At 72.9% G+C, this 20802-nt stretch carries 22 protein-coding genes, 1 tRNA gene and 1 pseudogene; 14 read left to right on the top strand and 10 right to left on the bottom strand.

Annotation, left to right across the window (positions count from 1 at the left end; all coding sequences use genetic code 11):
* The first annotated feature begins 2 nt into the window (after nucleotides 1-2).
* The 3 genes from CG740_RS35895 to CG740_RS35885 are packed head-to-tail and all read left to right on the top strand — an operon-like array spanning nucleotide 3 to nucleotide 2814.
* Complete coding sequence (locus tag CG740_RS35895; RefSeq protein ID WP_100579505.1) at nucleotides 3-758, top strand: (Fe-S)-binding protein; 756 nt, start codon at nucleotides 3-5, stop codon at nucleotides 756-758.
* Nucleotides 755-2188, top strand: coding sequence for a lactate utilization protein B (locus CG740_RS35890; protein WP_100579504.1), 1434 nt, complete (start codon nucleotides 755-757; stop codon nucleotides 2186-2188). The genes CG740_RS35895 and CG740_RS35890 overlap by 4 nt, the downstream gene beginning before the upstream one ends.
* Complete coding sequence (locus tag CG740_RS35885; RefSeq protein ID WP_100579503.1) at nucleotides 2185-2814, top strand: LutC/YkgG family protein; 630 nt, start codon at nucleotides 2185-2187, stop codon at nucleotides 2812-2814. Before CG740_RS35890 ends, CG740_RS35885 begins: the two co-directional genes overlap by 4 nt.
* Nucleotides 2815-2826: 12 nt before the next feature.
* Here the strand turns inward: CG740_RS35885 and CG740_RS35880 are convergent, their stop codons facing one another.
* A complete protein-coding gene (locus tag CG740_RS35880) occupies nucleotides 2827-3309 on the bottom strand; it encodes a DUF309 domain-containing protein (RefSeq protein WP_100579502.1) in 483 nt (160 codons plus the stop codon).
* A 93-nt stretch (nucleotides 3310-3402) separates the two neighbouring features.
* Between CG740_RS35880 and CG740_RS35875 the strand changes: the two genes are divergently transcribed.
* A tRNA-Pro gene (locus CG740_RS35875) sits at nucleotides 3403-3476 on the top strand.
* Here CG740_RS35875 and CG740_RS40055 read toward each other — a convergent pair.
* Nucleotides 3442-3864 (bottom strand): annotated as a pseudogene (locus tag CG740_RS40055) (MmyB family transcriptional regulator); the annotation flags it as partial. The gene CG740_RS35875 and the pseudogene CG740_RS40055 overlap by 35 nt on opposite strands.
* A gap of 502 nt (nucleotides 3865-4366) precedes the next feature.
* On the opposite strand from CG740_RS40055, the gene CG740_RS35860 reads away from it, so the two are divergent.
* Nucleotides 4367-5890: a helix-turn-helix domain-containing protein gene (locus CG740_RS35860; RefSeq protein ID WP_100579500.1), complete on the top strand. Its 1524-nt coding sequence runs from the start codon at nucleotides 4367-4369 to the stop codon at nucleotides 5888-5890.
* A 106-nt stretch (nucleotides 5891-5996) separates the two neighbouring features.
* A complete protein-coding gene (locus CG740_RS35855; RefSeq protein ID WP_100579499.1) occupies nucleotides 5997-6716 on the top strand; it encodes an MgtC/SapB family protein in 720 nt (239 codons plus the stop codon).
* A gap of 15 nt (nucleotides 6717-6731) precedes the next feature.
* On the opposite strand, the gene CG740_RS35850 is transcribed toward CG740_RS35855, so the two are convergent.
* Nucleotides 6732-7532 (bottom strand): hypothetical protein, encoded by an 801-nt coding sequence (locus CG740_RS35850; RefSeq protein ID WP_159030518.1) that lies wholly within the window; start codon nucleotides 7530-7532, stop codon nucleotides 6732-6734.
* 296 nt (nucleotides 7533-7828) lie between these two features.
* On the opposite strand from CG740_RS35850, the gene CG740_RS35845 reads away from it, so the two are divergent.
* A complete protein-coding gene (locus tag CG740_RS35845; RefSeq protein ID WP_100579497.1) occupies nucleotides 7829-8506 on the top strand; it encodes a chaplin in 678 nt (225 codons plus the stop codon).
* A 63-nt stretch (nucleotides 8507-8569) separates the two neighbouring features.
* Here the strand turns inward: CG740_RS35845 and CG740_RS35840 are convergent, their stop codons facing one another.
* Nucleotides 8570-9082 carry a hypothetical protein gene (locus CG740_RS35840; protein WP_100579496.1) on the bottom strand — a complete coding sequence of 171 codons (513 nt, stop codon included), beginning with the start codon at nucleotides 9080-9082 and terminating at the stop codon, nucleotides 8570-8572.
* Between the two features lie 262 nt (nucleotides 9083-9344).
* Here CG740_RS35840 and CG740_RS35835 point away from each other — a divergent pair, with 262 nt between their 5' ends.
* From CG740_RS35835 to CG740_RS35825, 3 genes are all read left to right on the top strand, one after another.
* A complete protein-coding gene (locus CG740_RS35835; RefSeq protein ID WP_100579495.1) occupies nucleotides 9345-10211 on the top strand; it encodes an ABC transporter substrate-binding protein in 867 nt (288 codons plus the stop codon).
* Nucleotides 10212-10340: 129 nt separating this feature from the next.
* Nucleotides 10341-11627: a cytochrome P450 family protein gene (locus CG740_RS35830; protein WP_100579494.1), complete on the top strand. Its 1287-nt coding sequence runs from the start codon at nucleotides 10341-10343 to the stop codon at nucleotides 11625-11627.
* 96 nt (nucleotides 11628-11723) lie between these two features.
* Nucleotides 11724-12548, top strand: a complete 825-nt coding sequence (locus CG740_RS35825) for an SAM-dependent methyltransferase (protein WP_100579493.1) — start codon at nucleotides 11724-11726, stop codon at nucleotides 12546-12548.
* Nucleotides 12549-12572: 24 nt separating this feature from the next.
* Here CG740_RS35825 and CG740_RS35820 read toward each other — a convergent pair whose 3' ends face one another.
* The 3 genes from CG740_RS35820 to CG740_RS35810 form a co-directional block, all read right to left on the bottom strand.
* Nucleotides 12573-12830 carry a hypothetical protein gene (locus tag CG740_RS35820; RefSeq protein WP_100579492.1) on the bottom strand — a complete coding sequence of 86 codons (258 nt, stop codon included), beginning with the start codon at nucleotides 12828-12830 and terminating at the stop codon, nucleotides 12573-12575.
* A gap of 241 nt (nucleotides 12831-13071) precedes the next feature.
* Nucleotides 13072-13971, bottom strand: coding sequence for a hypothetical protein (locus CG740_RS35815; RefSeq protein ID WP_100579491.1), 900 nt, complete (start codon nucleotides 13969-13971; stop codon nucleotides 13072-13074).
* Nucleotides 13968-14972, bottom strand: coding sequence for an SPFH domain-containing protein (locus CG740_RS35810; RefSeq protein WP_100579490.1), 1005 nt, complete (start codon nucleotides 14970-14972; stop codon nucleotides 13968-13970). Before CG740_RS35810 ends, CG740_RS35815 begins: the two co-directional genes overlap by 4 nt.
* Before the next feature lie 312 nt (nucleotides 14973-15284).
* Here CG740_RS35810 and CG740_RS35805 point away from each other — a divergent pair, with 312 nt between their 5' ends.
* On the top strand, nucleotides 15285-16520 hold the full coding sequence (locus CG740_RS35805; protein WP_100579489.1) for a hypothetical protein: 1236 nt from the start codon (nucleotides 15285-15287) through the stop codon (nucleotides 16518-16520).
* A gap of 68 nt (nucleotides 16521-16588) precedes the next feature.
* Here the strand turns inward: CG740_RS35805 and CG740_RS35800 are convergent, their stop codons facing one another.
* Genes CG740_RS35800 through CG740_RS35790 form a run of 3 tightly spaced genes read right to left on the bottom strand, consistent with a single transcriptional unit; the run spans nucleotide 16589 to nucleotide 18542 of the window.
* Nucleotides 16589-17287 (bottom strand): phosphatase PAP2 family protein, encoded by a 699-nt coding sequence (locus CG740_RS35800; protein ID WP_100579488.1) that lies wholly within the window; start codon nucleotides 17285-17287, stop codon nucleotides 16589-16591.
* The gene (locus CG740_RS35795; RefSeq protein ID WP_100579487.1) at nucleotides 17284-17865 is read right to left on the bottom strand and encodes a phosphatase PAP2 family protein; all 582 of its coding nucleotides are present in this window, start codon (nucleotides 17863-17865) and stop codon (nucleotides 17284-17286) included. Before CG740_RS35795 ends, CG740_RS35800 begins: the two co-directional genes overlap by 4 nt.
* Nucleotides 17865-18542, bottom strand: a complete 678-nt coding sequence (locus CG740_RS35790; RefSeq protein WP_234376688.1) for a DedA family protein — start codon at nucleotides 18540-18542, stop codon at nucleotides 17865-17867. The genes CG740_RS35795 and CG740_RS35790 overlap by 1 nt, the downstream gene beginning before the upstream one ends.
* A gap of 125 nt (nucleotides 18543-18667) precedes the next feature.
* On the opposite strand from CG740_RS35790, the gene CG740_RS35785 reads away from it, so the two are divergent.
* The 3 genes from CG740_RS35785 (at nucleotide 18668) to CG740_RS35775 (ending at nucleotide 20647) form a co-directional block, all read left to right on the top strand.
* Nucleotides 18668-19063 (top strand): BlaI/MecI/CopY family transcriptional regulator, encoded by a 396-nt coding sequence (locus CG740_RS35785; protein WP_100579485.1) that lies wholly within the window; start codon nucleotides 18668-18670, stop codon nucleotides 19061-19063.
* On the top strand, nucleotides 19060-20001 hold the full coding sequence (locus CG740_RS35780; protein WP_100579484.1) for a M56 family metallopeptidase: 942 nt from the start codon (nucleotides 19060-19062) through the stop codon (nucleotides 19999-20001). The genes CG740_RS35785 and CG740_RS35780 overlap by 4 nt, the downstream gene beginning before the upstream one ends.
* Before the next feature lie 112 nt (nucleotides 20002-20113).
* The gene (locus tag CG740_RS35775; RefSeq protein ID WP_100579483.1) at nucleotides 20114-20647 is read left to right on the top strand and encodes a DoxX family protein; all 534 of its coding nucleotides are present in this window, start codon (nucleotides 20114-20116) and stop codon (nucleotides 20645-20647) included.
* Nucleotides 20648-20802: the final 155 nt, after the last annotated feature.

The following is a 20802-nucleotide window of genomic DNA, read 5'->3' as shown; positions in this document are numbered from 1 at the left end:
GCATGCGAGTCGCACTCTTCGTCACCTGCGTCAATGACGCGGTGTATCCGGCCACCGGCATCGCGACGGTGAAGCTCCTGGAACGGCTCGGGGTCGACGTCGACTTCCCGGCCGGGCAGACGTGCTGCGGGCAACCCCAGTTCAACACCGGCTACCGGCACGAGACCGAGCCCCTGGTGCGCCGGATGGGCCGGGTCTTCGCAGACTACGACCACGTCGTCACCCCGTCCGGCTCCTGTGTGGCGATGATCCGCGACAACTATCCGCGCATCGGCCACCGGGCGGCCGCGGAAGGGCGGGGGGACGAGCTGGGCCGGGTCGCGCAGTCACTCGTGCCGCGGGTGTACGAGCTGACGGAGTTCCTGGTCGACGTGCTGGGCGTCACCGACGTCGGCGCGTACTTCCCGCACACCGTCACCTACCACCCCTCCTGCCACGGGCTGCGCCTGCTGGGCCTCGGGGACCGGCCGCGCCGGCTCCTCGAAGCCGTCAAGGGCCTGGAGCTGCGGGAGTTGCCGGGCGCCGAGGAGTGCTGCGGCTTCGGCGGCACCTTCGCCGTCAAGAACCCGGACGTCTCGGCGGCGATGGGCATCGACAAGGTGCGCAACGCGGCCGCCACCGGGGCCGAGGTGCTGTGCGGCGCCGACAACTCCTGCCTCCTGCACATCGGGGGCATCCTGCACCGGCAGGACGCCCCGCTGCGCGCCCTGCACATCGCCGAGATCCTCCTGAGCACGGAAGCGGAGCCCCAGCTGTGAGCGGCACGTTCGTCGGCATGCCCGCGTTCCCGAAGGCCGCGCGCGAGGCCGTGCGGGACACCACCTTGCGCGGCAACCTGCGGCACGCCACCCACACCATCCGCGACAAGCGCGCCAAGGCGGTCGCCGAGCTGGCCGACTGGCAGCGGCTGCGCGAGGCGGGCAGCCGCATCAAGGACATGACGCTCCGTCACCTCGATGACTACCTGGTGCAGTTGGAGGAGTCGGTCACGGCCGCCGGAGGCACCGTGCACTGGGCCGCGGACGCGGAGGAGGCCAACCGGATCGTCACCGGCCTGGTGAAGGCCACCGGGGAGACCGAGGTCGTCAAGGTCAAGTCGATGGCCACCCAGGAGATCGGCCTCAACGAGGCGCTCGCCGCCGAGGGCATCCACGCCTACGAGACCGACCTGGCCGAGCTGATCGTCCAGCTCGGTGACGACCGGCCCTCGCACATCCTGGTCCCGGCGATCCACCGCAACCGGGGCGAGATCCGCGACATCTTCCGCGAGAAGATGGCTAGTTGGGGCAGGCCGGCCCCGGAGGGGCTCACCGACATCCCGGCCGATCTCGCGGACGCGGCCCGGCTTCATCTGCGCGAGAAGTTCCTGCGGGCGAAGGTCGCCATCTCCGGCGCCAACTTCATGGTCGCCGAGACCGGCACCCTGGTCGTCTTCGAGTCCGAGGGCAACGGCCGGATGTGTCTGACCCTGCCCGAGACCCTGATCTCCGTCGTCGGCATCGAGAAGACCGTCCCCACCTGGCAGGACCTGGAAGTCTTCCTCCAGACCCTGCCGCGTTCCTCGACCGCCGAGCGCATGAACCCGTACACCAGCATGTGGACCGGCACGGCCGACGGCGACGGCCCCCGCGCCTTCCACCTCGTCCTGCTGGACAACGGCCGCACCGACGCCCTCGCCGACGACATCGGCCGCCAGGCGCTGCGCTGCATCCGCTGCTCGGCCTGCCTCAATGTGTGCCCCGTCTACGAACGGGCCGGCGGCCACGCCTACGGCTCGGTCTACCCGGGCCCCATCGGCGCCATCCTCAGCCCTCAACTCCGCGGCACCACAAGCGAGATCGACGCCTCGCTGCCGTACGCATCCTCGCTGTGCGGCGCCTGCTACGAGGTGTGTCCGGTCGCCATCGACATCCCGGAGGTCCTGGTCCACCTCCGCGAGCGGGTCGCCGGCCAGGGCGGCCCGGGGCACCGCCTGGAGAAGGCCGCGATGAAGGCCGCCACCTGGGCCATGGACCACCCCGCCGCCATGGCCGCGGGGGAGCGGCTGGCATCGCGGACCCGGGCACTGCATCCGAAGCGGCCCCCCGGTGCCACGGCCTGGACCGGGAGCCGCGACCTGCCCGAGCTGCCCGAGGAACCCTTCCGCGACTGGTGGAGGAGGACTGGTGGAGGGAAGAACCGCACATGAACGCCCGTGACCGCATCCTGGCCCGTGTACGGGCCGCCGTGGAGGACGCACCCGAACCACCGGCGGTCGTCCGCGACTACCTGGTGAGCCACACCCCCGACGACCCGGCGGTCGTCCTCGACCTGCTGCACGAGAACCTCGCCGACTACCGTGCCCGCGTGCACCGCACCGACACGGCCGGCGTCGGCGCCCTCGTCTCCGCGCTGCTCGGCGCGCGCGGGGCCACGAGCGTCCTCGTACCCGAGGGCCTGCCGCCCGAGTGGCTGGCGGAGACCGGGTGCGTGCGCGTCGAGGACCGCCCGGAGTCCACCGCGGCGGAACTCGACGCCGTCGACAGCGTGGTCACCGGCTGCGCCCTCGCGATCGCCGAGACCGGCACCCTGGTCCTGGACGCCGGAACGGCCCAGGGGCGACGGCGTATCACGCTCGTGCCGGACCACCACATCTGCGTGGTGCGCGTGCCGGACCAGGTCGTCGCGTCCGTACCGCAGGCCATGGTGCGTCTGGATCCCGGCCGGCCGCTGACCTGGATCTCGGGGCCGTCGGCCACCAGCGACATCGAACTCGACCGGGTCGAGGGCGTGCACGGCCCCCGCACCCTGGACGTGATCCTGCTCAGCCCCTGAGCCGGGCGCCTCTCAGCTCCTGAGCCTGGGCGCCTCGGCCGCCGCGTCGAGCGGCCCCGGCAGCCGGCCCGTCAGCTCCCGCGCCCAGGCCGCGAGCCCGGCCAGGTCGAGCCCGTACGTCGGCAGGCCGGTCCCGGCCGGGTACCGGGCGAGCGAGTCCGTGCCCCGCTCCAGGAGGGAGGCGCCGCCCTTCGCGTTGCCGCGCGCGGCGTGCGTGAGTCCCACCGCGAGCTGGGCAAGCCCCCGCCACAGCGGTTCCTCCTGCGGCGGCCCCGACTTCCACGCGTCCTCGAAGACCTCGTGGGCGTGGAACGGCATTCCCGCGTCGAGGAGCCGCTGGGCCTCGGTCAGGGTCTGCTCGGGGGTGCGCGCCACCCCCTCCGGCTGACGGGCCACCCCGTCGGCGCCATAGGGCAGCGGCCGCCCGAGCCCGTCCCTGGGCCGGGCGTTGCGCGCCCGCCCCTCGTCGTCACGATCACGTGCGGAACCGTCCATGCGCCGATTGTCCCCCGTTCCTGTCGCACTGCCGGAGTGCGGTATGGTTCTCATGCACGAGCGGCCGGGGGAAACCCCAGGTCAGACGGGCATCGGGACGTGGCGCAGCTTGGTAGCGCACTTGACTGGGGGTCAAGGGGTCGCAGGTTCAAATCCTGTCGTCCCGACTCGAAGGAGTCGCAGATCAGGGCCGGTATCGGAGACATCCGACACCGGCCCTCGTCGTTCGCCGGCGAGCCCGTCGGTCCCTCTTCCTTCGCGCGGGGAGCCGACGCGGTCTCGGCTCCGGTGGGTCAGGAGCCGCAAGGCGTCCGCGGAGCCCGGGTCGTTGGGGGTGTAGACCTCAAGACGGTGGTCGGGGCTGTCGGGCTGCAACCAGACCTGGTAGTCGACGCTCGCGGCGCCCACGACGGTGTGCTGGAGGTGCATGGTTCCCGTGGTGCAGTCCGCGACGTCCCGAGTGGCCCACATGGAGGAGAACTCGTCGCTGCGCATGGTGAGTTCGCCGATCAGTTCCGCCAGGCGAGCATCGGGCCGACGTGGCGAAGTCGGCCTTCGTGACCGGCCTGCGCGTGGTCGTGGCCGTGGCCGGTCTCCTGCACGTAGCACTCGGACTCCTGACACTGCGCCGGCTGCCCGGGCCCGCGTCCCGCGCCGGGGTTTCCGGGCCGCCCGGACATCTCGCCCGAACGCGGCGCCCGCCTCGACGCCGAGTGCACGGCTGCCGCCGAGGCCGCGAGCACGGGGGGCCTGACGTGCAGACCCGGCCGGCCGGATCTCGTCCGTGCTGAAAGAGGTTCGCCCCAACTCCCGCGGCATGACCGGGAGATGGGGCCGACGGCGGCGCGGGGCGGCTCCCTGAGTGAATCAAGCCACCGGCGCCGGGCGCGACTGGTGCGTCACACGGAAAAGCACCAGAGGGCCGGGCCCACTCTGGAGGATCAACCAAGAGGTGTATCGGCCATCTCTCCTTGCATCTACGATGCAGAAACTCGCATTCACCTGGTGAATGCGGATCCGGTGCCTCCGAACCGGCACCCGCACCAAGGAGCCACTCATGCACGTCGAAGACCTCCTGCGTCTCGAATCCCTGGATCTGGAACTGCTCTGGGGCGAGGAGCAGCAGCTCCTCCGGGAGATCACCGGGGTGACCGCCACCGACCTGGAGGACCCGACTCGATTCCTGCGGCCGGGAGAGGTCGTGCTGAGCGGTCTCGTGTGGTGGGGCCCGGAGAAGGGGACCGAGAAGATCAGCCGTTTCGTCTCCGCGCTCGTGACCGCCGGGGCAGCCGCGCTCCTGGCCGGTGAGGAGACGCACGGCAGGGTGCCCGAGGAGCTGACCCGGTCGTGCCGGGAGAACGGCATCGCCCTGCTCGCCGTGCCCTCGCGCACCAACTTCCGGGCCATCACCGAGGCCGTCTACCTGCGCCAGTGGGGCGACCTCAGCCGGCGGCCCACCTCGCACCGCTACGCGCTGCCGGACAACGTCCGCAGCGAGCTCAGCGACCTGGTACGGGCCGGAGCCGAACCGGACGTACTGCTGGACCGGGCCCTGGCCCATGTGGGGACGCCGGACTGCTACGTCCTGACCCCCACCGGACGCACCGTGGCGCGCACCCCCGCGGCCCCGGCGATCCCCGCCCAGCGCGGCCGCGAGCTGCTGCGCCGCGCGCCCGACGGCCTCACCCTGCTGATCGACACGGACAGTTCGCCGTACGACAGCTGGTATCTGCACCTCGCGGACGCGGCCGCCGTGCCCCCGCGCCTGCTGCACGAGACGGCGGACGTGCTCGCCGACCACCGCTACGGCCGGGACCGGGCCCGCAACGAGAGCCGGCGGCGGGCCGGCGAGCTGATCCGGCTCGTCGACGCACCGGCCGCCGATCTGCCCGCGCTGAGCGGCGCCCTGACCGCCTGCGGCCTTTCCCCCGGCGGTCCTTTCCATGTGATCGCCGCCGCCACCCGCACCGAAGGCGACCAGGGCGCCGCGGCCGACGCCCTGGCCGAGGCGCTCCGCCACACCCCCGACCGGCCCTTCGCCCTCGGCCGCCTCCCGCACGCAGAGGTGCTCGCCGTGGTTCAGGGCGGGACCGAAGTGGCCCTGGAATTGCGGGAGTTGTGGCGCCTGGTGCAGGCGTGCGAACCGCTCGTCCCGCTCCATGTCGGCGTCGGTGGCCAGGCCGACGCGCCGGACCGGCTCAACTCCAGCCTGACCGGAGCCCGTTACGCGCTGGCCGCGGCCCGCACACAGGAGCCCGACGGGGCCGGTGTGGCCGCCGTGGACGACCTGACCACGCTGGAGGGGCTGCTCGCGGGCATCCCCACCGACGTACGGGCCATCTACCACGACAGGGTCCTCGGCCCGCTGGCCGACGACGCCCACACCTCCTCGCAGATGCTCAGGGAGACCCTGGAGTCCTTCCTCGCGCACAACGGGTCCTGGGCGCGCACGGCGGCCTCCCTGCATCTGCACGTCAACACGGTCCACTACCGCATCCAGCGGATCGAGGTGCTCACCGGCCGCGACCTCTCGCGCCTGGAGCACAAGCTGGACATGTACGCCGCGCTGCGCTGTCGCTGAGCCGGTTCGCGACGCCGGCGCGGGGCGGGGCGTCATGAAATGTGGCTGTATGGGTAGGCGGAGCCTGTTCGTGTGACGGCGCGGCCCGAGTGGGAAGGGGCACGGGATGGTGCAGGTGGCGGCCGGGGTGCTTGAGCCGAGCGGCCAGGGCTGGGTGCAGGCGGGCGAGTTCGGTCTGGCGTTCCTGCTGTCCGCGGCCATCGGCCTGGAGCGGGAGATCCGGCAGAAGGCCGCGGGGCTGCGGACGTACACCACGGTCGGCGTCGGCGCGGCCCTGTTCACGCTGGTCAGCAAGTACGGCTTCGGCGACGTCCTGCATGTCGGGACCATCGAGCTCGACCCGTCCCGGGTCACCGCGCAGATCGTGTCGGGCGTCGGCTTCATCGGCGCCGGGGTGATCTTCGTGCACCGGGGTTCGGTGCAGGGGCTCACCACGGCAGCGACGATCTGGCTGACGGCGGCCGTGGGAGCCGCGGCCGCGGCCGGGCTCCCGCTGCTCTCGATACTGGCGACGGCCGCCTACTTCGTCGCCGCGTACCTGGTGCGGCCCCTCGTCCACCGGCTGCCGCAGATGCGCTCGGTGGCCTCGACGTTCCGGATCGCGTACGAGCAGCGGCCCGGTCTGCTGCGCGAGCTGATGGAGCAGTGCGAGCGGGCCGGTTTCGGTGTGGCCGGGCTCCGGATGATGCGGGCGGGCGGCACCGGGGATGCGGCGGAGGTGCTGATCTCGGCGGTGGGCCGCGCCGACCCGGCCGTCCTCACCGCCCGGTTCGCCGATGTGGCCGGTGTGGTGGCCGTCACGCGGGGCGGCAACGAGGACGAGTGAGGCGGGCGGGCCCGCTCAGGCCCGGCCCGGGCCGTCGCGCAGTGCAGGGTCGCGCCGGGTGGCGAGGAGGCCGAGCAGGATGGCGACCGTGATGGCCACCAGGTGCTCGCGGCCCGCCAGGTTGGGCTTGTGGACGGACCGGAGCACGGTCGGGGTGACCGCGCACAGGAACAGGACCGGGGCCCGCTTCACGGTGGCGATGTGGGCGAAAAGCCCCACCACCGCGGCGGACGCCCCGGTGTCGATCACCTGGGCCGCGTCCGGCGGAAGCCCCCACCACCCGGGCCCCACCGCGATCATGACGCGGGCGCTGAGCGTGCCCGCCAGCGAGACCGCGTAGGCCACCGCGATGGTCCGGGTGCGGCCGAGCACCAGCTGGGCCAGCGCGATCCCGAGGAAGAGCACCGGGATACCGGGCAGCGCGGGCATGTCACGCGCCGGGACGAACAGCGAGAGCGGCGTGCGCAGCAGCACGAGGGGGAGCGGGATGTCGCCCCGGACGTGCGAGGTGAGCCGTATCAGGGTCGCCCCGGTCGAGGACTGGTCCACGGCGTGCAGGGTCAGCACCGCGACGGCCGTGAAGACCGCCAGGAGGACGCCGGAAAGGCCGCGCCGCACGAGGGTGCGTACGGGTTCGGCGACGATGACGCGGAACTCGCGGAGCAGTTGCTGTCCGAGGAGGCGTGCGAACCGGTTGAGCCTGTGTTCGGCTCGCGGAGCCGGGCCGGGTGCGGGGGCGACGGCAGCACGCCGAAGCGGCGATGGGCCCGGTTCGCGTCCGCCCGCCCGCTCCCGCGCTTTCGTGTCCCCGCGCACCTTCGACTCCCGGACCCGTCCCGGCCAGGGACTCCCCACCGGCCTTCCAGCGATCTTGCCATGGGGCGCGCGCGGTTCGGGGGCCGCCCCCTGACCCGTTCGCCCGGGTGCGCGGCGCCTTGTCGTGAGCCCCTGTTCCTTCCGATACCGGAGTGAAGCGTCGGGCATGGCTCAAATCGATAATCAGGCCACTCGATGGGGTGAAAGGCGTATTAGGCATAACCCATCCGGTCCCCTCGCCGTTGATGGCGGTGCGGGCGAGTAGTCCGTGACGAACTCCGGAAGGCAGGAAACCAATGAGACGGGTCGCCATGAAGGGCCTGGTCACGGCGGTGGCCACGGGCGGCGTACTGGCCGCGACCGGCTACGCCTACGCGGACTCGAACGCCGGCGGCAGCGCCGACTCCTCCCCGGGGGCACTGGCGGGCAACGCCGTACAGCTTCCCGTCGATCTTCCCGTCAACGTGTGCGGGAACACCGTGGATGTGCTCGGACTGCTCAACCCCAGCGCCGGCAACACCTGCGCCAACGCCTCGCGCGCCCCCCACGGCGCCAGGGCCGGCTCCGCGCGCGCGGGCAACGGCGGCGGTGCCCTCGCATCCGGAAGCGGAAAGGATTCGCCCGGCGTTCTCGCGGGGAACGGCCTCCAGCTCCCCGTTGACCTCCCCGTCAACATCTCCGGGAACTCGGTCGGTGTCGTCGGTGTCCTGAACCCGTCCGTCGGCAACACCTCGACGAACGGCTCCACACCGCCGGTGCGCCACCGGCCCGCCCCGCCGCCGGCCCCCGTCCCGCCGCGCGCGAAGCCCACCCCGGTCCCGGCGCCCCCGGCCGCCCCCGCGCTCCCCGTGCCGCAGGGGAAGGCTCTCGCCCACACGGGCGCCGACGGCATCGGATACGCGGTCCCCGCGTCCGCCGCGCTGCTCCTCGGCGGCGGTGTCCTCTACCGCCGGTTCCGCGGCGCCACGCGGTAACGCACCGCGATCGCTCGTGGCCCCGGTGCCGATGCCGGGGCCACAGCCGTGCCCGGACCGGGCTCAGTGCGCGGCCGGGCAGTCGACCCGCACCTCCGGGCTCCAGTACGTGTCGCTCGTGGAGAACAGCCCGCTGCCGTACTCGTAGTAGAGGTACGAGGAGAAGCCCAGGGTCCGTCCGCACGCGGAGCCGGGGGCGACCCGGTACGTCAGGGTCACCGTGCGGCTCGCGCCGGGGGCCAGCGGGACGGCGTAGGCGAGGCCCAGCCTGCCGGTGTCCTGGCAGGGGGACCCCGCCGCCTCGCAGGAGACCAGCGCGTACTTCAGGTCCGCCTGCCGTTCGGTGTCCCAGGTCGGGCGGACCGACTGGTAGACGAACCGGATCTCGGTCGACTGGGTGTTGGTGAGCGTCATGCTCAGTTCGACCGTGGAGCCGGGGGTGACCGCGGTCCTGTCCGTGCTGAAGGTCAGGTCGGCGGTGTCGGCTTCGGCGGGAGTGCCCACGTAGAACAGCAGGGCTGCGGTACATGACAGGACCGCGGCGAGGCCGAGACCTGCGAGACGCGTCGTGTTCATGGCTTCGCAGACTAGAAGCTGCCCGGCCCGCCGGCGCCCCCCTCCACCGCATACGGCTCGAAACGCTCGGTGCCGTGCGGTCGGGCCACAGGCCGCACAAGTTCCTCCGCGCTGCCGCACGCCGCCCCAAAGGGCAGGTGGCGCGGGCGGGTTGGAGCCGAAGAGCGGGAACTGGCGTGACGGTCGCGAGCGTTGGGCAGGCAAGCGGGGAAATGGCTTCGCACGAGCCGGCAACGCGACCGCATTGGGGGCGGATGACGTCATGGAGCAGAGCGCCTGGCGATTCTCGGACGACCGTGGGCAGCTGTCGAAGGCGTCGGCGACGCCGTCCCGCGTAGTGGCCTACATCCAGGCCGGAGCCACCCTGGAGGACCTGGGCATCCGTCCGGCGGCCGTGTTCGGCTCGTTCCACGACGACGTGGAGGCGCCCGACCCGGCCAAGACCGGCGCCCTGCCGCGGGGCGAGGTCGGCTATCTGGGGGCGGGAGGCGGCCTCACCGTGGACACCCTGCTCTCGGCCGGGCCGGACCTCGTCGTCGCCGTCAGCTACGGCGGCGGTCAGGTGTACGGGCTCGACCCCGAGGTGGCCAAGCATCTGGAGGAGCGGGTTCCGGTGGCCGTGCTGGAGGTGGGCCAGGACCGCTCCCTGGCGCACATACGGGGCCGATTCGCCGATCTGGCCCGGTCGTTGGGGGCGCCGGAGGAGGACACCGGCACCCTCACCGACGCGGAGGAGCGGCTGCGTGCCGTCGCCGCGCGGGCCCCGCGCCCGCGCGTCCTCGCGCTCTCGCCGGCCGGCCCCGACCAGGTCCACATCGCACGGCCGCAGGCCTGGCCGGAGCTGCGCGGCCTCACGGGGTACGGGGTGGACCTGATCGAGCCGGAGGCGGGGCCGGGCGCGAACTGGCTGACCGGGTCCTGGGAGCAGGCGGCCGGGCTGCGGCCCGACATCGTCCTCGCCGACATCAGGTGCAACGCGGCCCCGCTCGACACCCTGGGCTCCAACGCCTCGTGGCGCGACCTGGAACGCGGTGCCCGTGTCGTTGCCTGGAACCCCGAATCCCCTGGCAGCGCCCGTGCCCACGCGGCCTTCCTCAGCACGGTCGCGGACGCCCTCGAAGGAGTGTGAGGGCGCCGGGCGCGGCGCGCGCAGACACGCCAACCCGCGCGCCACGCCCGGAAACGGCTCGGCAGCACGGGCAACCGGGCGGTGTACTGGACGTGTTGATGACGCAGGACCCCAGTCAGGAGACCCCGAATGACCGCGACAAGCCGTGTGCCCATCGATCCGTTCGGGGCGGACACAGCCGCCGAGAGCGCCCGGCTGCGCGCCCTGGGACCGATCGTCGCGATCACCCTGCCGGGCGGGATACCCGCGTGGGCGCCCACCCGGTACGACACGCTCAAGGCGCTGATCCTCGATCCACGCGTCAGCAAGGACGCGCGCCGGCACTGGTCGCTCTGGCCGGATCTGGACCAGAACCCCGACTGGGCCTGGATATTGGGCTGGGTCGGCGTGGTCAACATGCTGACCACGTACGGCCCCGATCACACGCGGCTGCGCAAGCTCGTCGCCCCCAGCTTCACGGCCCGGCGCACCGAGGCGATGCGCGGCCGGGTCGAGGCGATCACCGCCGACCTGTTGGAGAACCTGGCCGAGGCCGGCTCCTCGGGCGCGACCGTCGATCTCAAGGCGGGCTACGCCCACCCGCTCCCGATGCGCTTCATCTGCGAACTGCTGGGCGTGCCCGATCACTTGACCGAACCGGCCGCCCGGATGATCGCCACGGTCTTCGACACCTCCGACCCGAGCCCCGAGCACGGCGCGCTCGTGCAGGAGCAGATGGCCACCGTGCTCCCGGCCCTGGTCGCGTACAAGACCGAACGGCCCGGTGACGACATGGCGACCGAGCTCATCAGGGTGCGCCACGAGGACGGCGACCGGCTCAGCTCCGAGGAGCTGCTCCACACGCTGCTCCTGATCATCGGCGCCGGATTCGAGACCACCGTCAACCTCATCGGCAACGCCGTCGTGGCGCTCCTGGACCAGCCCGGACAGCTGGCCGCCGTCCGTTCGGGCACGATCGGCTGGGACGCCGTGGTCGACGAGACCCTCCGCGTCCACCCCTCGATCGCCAGCCTCCCGCTGCGCTTCGCCGTCAGCGACCTCTCGATCGACGGGGTCACCATCCCGGCGGGCGACGCGATCATCACCAGCTACGCGGCCTCGGGGCTCGACCCCGCGCACTACGGGGACGACGCCGACGCCTTCGACGCGGCCCGGGGCGCCGACGACCACCTCGCCTTCGGTATCGGTGTGCATCGCTGCATCGGCGCCCCGCTCGCCCGCCTGGAGGCGCTCACCGCGCTCCCGGCGCTCTTCGACCGCTTCCCGGACCTCGAACTCGCCGTCAAGGCAGCCGAGTTGCGGCAGGTGCCGTCGTTCATCGCCGGTGGCTGGCAGGAGATCCCGGTACGCCTCGGTCGCCGGTCCGGCGCGCAGGTGCCGCACTCCGGGCGCGGCCCGGTGCACGGCCCGGCGTGAGACAGCCATGCGCAACGGCACGTTCTCTGTGACAGTTCGCAACACGAGTATCTAGATTGGCCGTTGACGCAGCGCCGCATCTCCAGGAGACACCCCGTGACCGAAAACCCCGCACCCTCGTCGACGCCCGACCACGTGCGCGACCGCATCAACACCGCGCAGCCGCACACCGCCCGCATCTGGAACTACTGGCTGGGCGGCAAGGACAACTACCCCGTCGACCGTGAGGTCGGTGACCAGATCCGTGCCCTGCATCCCGGCATCGGCGACTACGCCCTGGCCGACCGGCTGTTCCTCGGCAGAGCCGTGCGGCATCTGGTGGCCGACCGCGGGGTGCGCCAGTTCCTCGACGTGGGCACCGGACTGCCCACCGCCGACAACACCCACGAGGTCGCCCAGCGCCTCGCACCGGACGCCCGGATCGTCTACGTGGACAACGACCCGCTGGTCCTCGCGCACGCCCGCGCCCTGCTGACCAGCACCCCCGAGGGCCGCACCGACTACCTCGACGCCGATCTGCGGGACACGGCCACCATCCTGGAGCACGCGTCGAAAACCCTGGACCTGAGCCGACCGGTTGCCCTGATGCTGCTCGGCGTCGTCATCTTCATCCCCGACGAGGACGAGGCCCGTGCCCTCGTCCGCGATCTGATGAAGGAACTCGCGCCGGGCAGCTATCTCGTGCTCTCGCACACCATCACCAGCCCGGCCATGCCCGATGTGGACGCGGCGGTGGCGTTCTGGAACGAGCACGGCACGCCGAAGCTCACCCAGCGCACCCCGGACCGGGTGGCCGGGTTCTTCGAGGGGCTCGAACTCCTTGAGCCCGGGCTCGTGTCCTGCTCGCGCTGGCGCCCGGAGGCGGGCGACACGCTGCCCGACGAGGTCGCGATGTACGGCGGCGTCGGCCACAAGCGCTGACCCCGCGCACGGCGAGCGCCGCGTTCATCGGCGGGGCTGCCCCGGTGCGGGCGCCCCGCCGGTGTGCAGACTGCCGACCAGCGCGAACAGCTCGGCCTCGTTGCCCGCGAGCCCGGCCCGCGCGAGCGCCTCGTCGGCCTCGGCGATGACGCCCTCCAGGGAGACGGGAGCGCCCGGCCGGTCCACGGGGGAGTCGAGGGCGGCGCGCACGGTACTCAGAAGCCGCAGATAGGCCTGGGCGGCGGAGCGTTCATGGGACGTCATCACGGCGGTGGCGGTCATCGGCAGCCTTCCCTCGGAGTACGGGCTCACCGTTCACGATGCCGTACGCCACTGACAATCGAGGCTCACGGCCCGCTGACGCGCGGCCGATCGCCCTGATCCAGCGGCCGACTCCCCCCGATCCAGCGGCCGGCTCCCCCGATCCACCGCCCGACGCCCCCTCGGGCCGCCCCCTCGGACCGCCCCGTCGTCGCCCCCGGACCACCCCGCGGACCTCCATCGGCCCGCCGGGCCCGGCTGCTCAACCCACCAGGCGCAGCGCGGTGTCCGAGACCCCCACACTCACCGACTGCCCCCAGGTCAGATCGAGCGCGTCCCCCTCCATGCCGTCCCCGAACGCGACGAGCCGGTCCGACTCGACGGTGATCCGCAGCCGGCCGGCGCCGCTCAACTCCCCTGCGACCAAAGAGGTTCCGGTCACGGGGGAGGGCCATGCCTCGCGCACGAACCACACCAGACGGGCATCCACCCGGTCCGGCAGCGCGGGGGAGCCCGCGCGCTGCTCCCACAGCGAGCGCAGCCAGCCGGTGGCCCCCGTTCCGGTGCCGACCAGGACGCCCGAGGACGCCTGCGCCTCGGCGTTGGCGGCCGGGTCGTCGGGCCCGATGCGGTAACGCGCCGTCTGGTGGCCCGGGGCTCCCAGATAGATCTCGTTGAGCGCAAGCAGCCGCTGACGGTCGTCCGTGAGCGCCTCCACCATGGTGAGTTCCTCGACCGCGCAGCCGCGCCCGGCCGCGGCGGGCAGCAGCCCCGCCGCGGCCGATGCCCGGTGACGCACCAGGACACCGGCGTTGCGCCCCGGCTCCGGATCGATGCCGATCACCGGCTGGCCCGACAGATACTTGGCGGCGTTGGCGACCAGACCGTCCTGGCCGACCACCACCACGACGTCCTCCGGTGCGAACAGGAAGCGGTCGAGGTCGCCGCGCTCGACCCGGGCCTGGCGCCACGGGGAGGGAATCGCCGCCGCCACGTCGGCCAGTGCGCGCAGCGCCCGGTGATGGCGCTCGGCCACCTCGCGGATGCTGCGGCCGCGCGAGCTGAGGAAGAAGTCGGCCTGCCCGTGCGTACCGTGCCGGGCCAGCAACTCCTCGTACTCCGAGGTGCGGTGGACCAGGACCGCGCGCGGGGCCAGACTCACGCCCGCTCACCCCGGCCGAGCCGGTCGAGCAACGTGGTGAGGACGTCGGGCGACAGGGTCAGGCTGTCGATCCGGGGCAGGTTCTCGGCCAGCCGGGTCGCGGCCATCGCGTGCAGGGTGGTGGCATCCGCCTCGCCGTGCACCTGGAGCCAGGCCGCCTGGGCCGTGGCCCGGGCCTCGCCCGAGGCGCGGGCGGCCGCCGCCTCGGCCTGTGCGAGCCGTACGGTACGGGCGGCCTCCGCCTCGGTGCGCACCGCGTCCGCGGCGGCCGCCTCCTCCGCCTCGCGGCGGGTGTTGGTGCCGCGCTGCTCCACCAACTGCTCCTCGCGGCGGGCCAGTTCGATGCGGCTGGCCAGTTCGTTCTCGGCGATGGTGCGTTCCCGCTCGACGGCCACGGCCCGGCGTTCGTAGGTCGCCCGGTCCGCCTCCTGCTGGATGCGCTCGCGGGCCGGGGTGCGCAGCGCCCGCTCGACCTCGGGCTCGGGGCGGATCGCGACGACCCGAACCGCCACCACCTCGATGCCGGTCGAGGGCAGCCGGGGCTCCGCCGCCAGTCCGGTCGCGATCCGCTCGCGTACCGCGGCGACGCCGTCGGCGAGGGCTGCCGACAGGTCGGTACGGGCCAGGACGTCCAGGGCGTGCTGCTGTGCCGTCTCGGTGAGCAGCGTCGACAGCTGCTGCAAGGGGTCGCCCCGCCAGATCCCGGTGTCAGGGTCGATCGAGAAGTCGAGGCGGTCGGCGGCGGTGCCCGGCTCGCTGATCCGGTACGTCACGGTCGCCTGCACGGTGACGTCCTGGAAGTCGGCGGTGCGGGCGTGGAAGGCCATGGCCAGTTCACGGTCGTTGACCGGCACTTCGGACAGCGCGGCGCTGAGCGGCCTGAACCAGAAGCTGAGCCCGACGCCGTCGTGGGCCGGCCGGCCGTTCCTGTGGTGCCGGATGTACGAGGTGGGTGCGGAGCGCAGATGGCGCCTGCCCAGACGTCGGGAGATGTCGGCCATGGTGGAACCCCTTCCTTTTCGTCAACTGGACGATAGGGGACCGGTTTCTTATCGTCAAGATGACGGGAAAGGGGGAAGGGTCCCTGCTTCGGCGCGAGTTGAAGCAGGCGGGCTTCGGGGTCGTCGGGGTGGAAGCGGGTCCGGGGTGGACGCTCTCGCTTATGGGTGACGGAAGGTGGTCAGGTAGTTACGCGTGGTGACGCTGGGGCTCTTGGGGCATGGCGAGCGGCTCAATATAGGCGAATATCGGGTTAATTAATGACTATCCGGTCTACACATCTGAGGTCCGTGGGATGAGTGACGGGAGCTGGCATGCGGGACATCAGTCGAAGGGGATTGCTGGGCGCGGGACTTGGGGCCGCCGCGGCGGCGGGGCTGGCCGGCTGCGGTTCACCGGGGGGTGGTAGCTCCGCCGGATCGAGTCGGCCCGGGCCGGGACAGGGGCCGGCGAAACCGGCAAAGTCGCAGGCCAGGCTGATCGGTGACGGTTCGACCGCGGACACCGGCAAGCAGCCCAACCAGCCCGACAGGCCGATTCCGCTCGAACCCGGGGAGACGCCGCCGCAGTTCGTGATCTTCTCCTGGGACGGCGCCGGCGAGGTCGGCAACGGGCTCTTCCCGCGCTTCCTCGAACTGGCCAGGAATCACGGCGCGGGGATGACGTTCTTCCTGTCCGGCCTCTATCTGCTCCCCGAGTCGAAGAAGCGCCTCTACCAGCCGCCGAACAACCCCGTGGGCGCCTCCGACATCGGCTACCTCAGCGACGCGCACGTCAAGGAGACGCTGAAGTACACCCGGCAGGCCTGGTCGGAGGGCCACGAGATCGGCACGCACTTCAACGGCCACTTCTGCGGCGGCTCGGGATCGGTCGCCAACTGGACCCCGGCCCAGTGGAACAGCGAGATCGACCAGGCGGTGTCCTTCGTCACCGAATGGCGTACCAACACCGGCTGGACGGACGAGGAGCCGCTGCCGTTCGACTACCACCGGGAGCTCGTCGGCGGCCGTACGCCCTGCCTGCTCGGCCAGGACAATCTGCTGCCCACCGCGAAGGAGCGCGGCTGGCGCTACGACGCCTCGTCGCCGGGCGGCCGGCAGATGTGGCCCGAGAAGCGCCACGGCGTCTGGGACCTTCCGCTCCAGGGCATCCCGTTCCCCGGGCACTCCTTCGACGTCCTGTCGATGGACTACAACATCCTCGCCAACCAGTCGAAGAACACCACCAAGGGCATGACGTCCCGCTACCCCGCGTGGCGGGCGCAGGCCACCGCCTCCTACCTGGCGGGCTTCAAGCGCGCCTACGAGACCAACCGCGCGCCCTTCTACATCGGCAACCACTTCGAGGAGTGGAACGGCGGCATCTACATGGACGCCGTGGAGGCGGCGCTGAAGGGGATGGCCGGAAAGCGGGACGTGCGCCTGGTGTCGTTCCGCCAGTTCGTGGACTGGCTCGATGTGCAGGACCCCAGGGTGCTCGGCCGGCTGCGCTCGCTCGAAGTGGGGCAGGCGCCTCCCGGTGGCTGGAACGCCTTCTTCAAGGCGGCCTGAACCGGCCTGTGCGAACGGATGCGTGCGGGTTCGTCGTTGAGGTGCGGTGTACTCAATCAGCTTGTGGGTCAGGGGAGTTGGGTGCGCGGAGGACGGTCCGGCTCCTCCGGCGCTTCGGGGGGTGCGTTGGTGCGGAGGGCGCGTACGCGAGGGGCCGTGGCGAGCCGGGTGAGGCTGAGCCAGAGGGCGGCGAACAGCCAGCCGCCCAGGACGTCGCTCGCCCAGTGCACCCCGAGGTAGACGCGGGAGAGGCCCACGGCGACCGCCCACAGCGCGAGCAGGGCGACCGCGAACCGGGCGGCGGACAGGCGTGAGCGGGTCAGCACCGCCCAGATCAGCAGTCCCGCCGTGAGCGCGCTCGTGGCGGAGTGCCCGGACGGGAAGGAGTGGCCGGAGGCGGTGGTCGCCCAGTCGATGGCGTCCGGGCGCGGGCGGGCGACGGCCGCCATCAGGCCGAACCGCACCCCCTGGCCGAGGAGGAGTACCGCCAGCGCCCCGGCCGCCGCGTACCGGCGCTGTCGGCCGTCGCGGCCCGCGATCAGGCCCGCGCCGACGGCCAGGACGTAGGGGAGGACCCCGGTGCCGGTCGCGGTGACGGCGCGGGCGACGGCGACCGCGACCGGCGGCCGGTGGTCGAGCGGCCAGTGGTGCAGGGCGAGGTCGCCCGGCAGTGGGGCCCCGTGCCGCACGGCGACGAACACCGTGAGGAGCGCGAGGAGGAGCAGCAGCCCGCAGACCGCGAGTCCCGTGCGCCGGGCCGACGTCATCGCGCGGTCACCAGCGGCCGGAGGCGGGTGCCGCCGAGCCGCTCCACGAAGGGCGCCGCCCGGCGTGCGGCGAGCGTCAGGGCGAGGCCGGCCAGTGCGCCGACCGCCAGGCCGACCACCACGTCGTGCGGGTAGTGCGCCCCGATCCAGACCCGCGAGGCCGCCATGAGGAGTGCGGCCGGCACCGCGATCGCGCCCAGCTTCCGGTCCGTGAGCAGGATCGCGACCGCGGCCGCGGCGGCGATCGCCGCATGGTTGCTGGGGAACGACCAGTCACCGAGCGGGGGGCAGGTCTCGACGGTCAGGGTGTGCAGCGTCTGGCAGGGCCGTTGCTCGTGCACGGCCGCTTTGAAGAGGTCGTTGACCGCGTACGCCGCGACGACGACGAGCGGAGCGGCGAGCGCCATCGCGGTGCGGACGGAGCCCAGCGGCCGGGCCCGCCACCAGGCGAGCACCATCAGGACGGCGAACAGTGCGAGCCCGTAGTCCGACCAGAGGGCGATCAGCGTGTCCAGGGGACCGGGCGTACGGTGCGCCAGGTCGGTGACCCAGGTGTAGAGGCCGTCGTCGAAGTGCATCAGCCGACGTCCTCCGGGGCGGCCGTACGGGAGCGGCGGGCGCGCAGGATCTCCAGGGCGACCGGGATGAGCGAGACGGCGACGACCAGGGCCACGAGCGGCAGCAGATAACGGTCGATGTTCGGCACGGACGAGCCGAGCGCGTAGCCGCCGAGGACCAGCGCACAGGTCCACACGAGGCCGCCGATGACCTGCCAGAGGGCGAAGACCCTGGCCGGTACGCCGAGCGCCCCCGCCAGCGGGTTGAGCACCGTGCGGACGATCGGTACGAAGCGCGCCAGCACGATCGCCTTCGCGTGCCCGTACTTGGCCAGCAGCTCCTCGGCGCGGGCCGCGCCCTCATGGAGCTTGCGGGACCGGCTGCGGGCCAGCAGTGCGCGGCCGCCGCGGCGGCCGATCCAGTAGCCCACCTGCGCGCCGACCAGTGCGCCGACCACCGAGCAGACCAGCACCTGCGGCAGCGAGAGCGTCACCGGGCCGTTGCCGCCCGGCACGCAGAGGAGGCCCGCGGTGAAGAGCAGGGAGTCGCCCGGGAGCAGGAAGCCGACGAGGAGGCCGGTCTCGGCGAAGAGCACCACGGCGATGCCCAGGGCTCCGAAGGAGGCGAGCAGCGAACCGGCGTCGAGAACGTTCACGGCCTGTGGGGCCGCGGCTGCGAACAGGGGTGCGACAGCCATGTCAGTGGGCCCTCCCATAATGGTGTTCGGGCCGCCCGTCCGAGGGGGACGCGCAAGGCCCGGCTGACTACAGTGGTGTAGACGGTCTACAGCACTGTAGACGAATGAAGCGGGAGGAGTGTTCCATGACTGTCACGGGAGACGCCGGGCACGGGGACGCGCGACGCCCGGCGGGCGAACTGGAGGCCGGGGTGCTCGCCGCGCTCTGGGCCGCCGGGGCGCCCCTCACCCCGGGCGAGGTCCAGGCAGGGCTCGGCGGGCGGCTCGCCCGCACCACCGTGACCACGATCCTCTCGCGCCTCCACGACAAGGGCGCCGTCACCCGCACGCGCGTCGGCCGCGGCTACGCCTACACCCCCACGGAGGACGCGCCGGGGCTCACCGCCCGCCGCATGCACACCGAACTGGCCAAGGAGGAGGACCGCTCCACGGTCCTCGCCCGGTTCGTCTCCCAGCTCAGCGACGAGGACGAGCAGCTGCTGCGCGCCCTCCTGGAGGAGTCCGGAGGCGACGGTCAGTGATCTTCTCGGTGTGGATCCCGCTCCTCGTGCCGTTCCTCGCGGTGCCCGCCGCCCGCAGGCTTGCCGAGGCCCTCCCGCCCCGGCCCGCGGCCTGGCTGCTCGCCACCGCGGCCACCGGCCTCGCCGCCTGCTCGACGGCCGCCCTCGGCCTGATCGCACTGGCCGGCGCGCTCCGGCTGCCCTTCTTCGCCTCGCTCGAAGACCTCACCTCCCCGCTGGACGCGCTTCCTGCCTGGCTCGCCTTCCCGGCCGCGGCCACCGCGGCCGGACTCGTCGCCGCCTCGGGCCTGGCGCTGGTCCGCACCGCCCGCCACCACCTGGCCGAACTGCGCGCCGCCCACGGCCGGTTGACGCCCGGCACCGGCGAGCTGGCCGTGCTGCGCGACCCGACTCCCGACGCCTACGCGCTGCCCGGGCGACCCGGCCGGATCGTCGTCACCACCGGCATGCTCCAGGCCCTCGGCCCCGCCGAGCGCGAGGCCCTGTTCGCCCACGAGCGGGCCCACCTCAAGAGCCGCCACCACCTGTTCCTGGCCGCCGCCGAACTCGCCGCGCACTGCCACCCGTCGCTCCGCTCGCTGCGCGCCCCGCTCGCCTACGCTCTGGAGCGCGCCGCCGACGAATACGCCGCCGGAGCCGTGGGCGATCGCAAGCTCGCCGCCCGCGCGATCGGCCGCGCCGCCCTCGCCGCCCGCGCCGCCCAACCGGGCGCGGCCCGCCCCCGCGCGGTGCTGGCAGCGGCGGCCGGCCCGGTGCCGCGCAGGGTCGCGGCCCTGCTCGACCGCCGTCCCGCGCCCCGGCTGCCGAGCTCGCGCGGTGCCCGGTTCATAGCGGCCGTCCTGCTCGGCTGCCTGTGCGCCTCGGCCACCTCGGCGATCGAGGCCGCCGCGGATCTGCACGGGGGCATCGAGACAGCCCAGGGAGAGGCGCCTCGCTGAGGCCTTCGGGGCCGCGGCCCGTGACCCGTACGGCCCAGTAACGCTGCGGGTCGGCGCCGGGTGCCCCGGAGAGTGGATCCCGAGTCCATCGCCGTTCGCCCTGGGAGACGCCATGACCTGCCTCAACCGACGCGACCTCGGACTGCTCGTGCTGCGGGCCGGCACCGGCGCGGTCCTGATGGCGCACGGCGCCCAGAAGCTCTTCGGCTGCTTCGGCGGCGGGGGTCTCGAAGGCACCGCCGCCGCCATGGAACACATGGGCTTCACGCCTGGCAGAGAGAGCGCCCTAGCCGCCGGGCTGGGCGAGATGGGCGGTGGCGCCCTGCTGACCCTGGGGCTCGCCACCCCGGCCGCCGGAGCGGCAGCGGCCGGCGCCATGGCGGGTGCCGTCTCCGTGCACGCGCCGGCGGGCTTCTTCGCCCAGGGCGGCGGCTTCGAATACCCGGCGTTCCTCGGCTTCACCGCCGCCGCGATCGGCCTCGCCGGCGCGGGGCGCTACTCGCTCGACCACGCCACGGACCACGTACTGGACCAGCCCTGGACCGTAGCCCTCGCCTTCCTCGGCAGCGCCGTGGCGGCCGCGGCCGTGGTCGGACGACGGGCCAGGAACCAGGAGCGGGACCAGGACGAGGAACAGGACGGGTAGCAACCCCCGACCAGGCCCTCGCGCAGCGGCCAGCGTCACGGGAGAACAGCGGACAGGTCACGACAGCACGGCGGACAGACCGCGACAGCGCGGCGACAGCGCGGCGACAGGGTCGCCGCGGGCAGGATGACCACGGACAGGGCAGGCACGGCAGA

Origin of the sequence: Streptomyces sp. CB01201 (assembly GCF_002803085.1) — a bacterium.
GTDB classification, from domain to species: Bacteria; Actinomycetota; Actinomycetes; order Streptomycetales; family Streptomycetaceae; genus Streptomyces; species Streptomyces hundungensis.
Note: the sequence above shows the minus strand (reverse complement) of the source record. Positions and strands in the feature narration are given on the sequence as shown.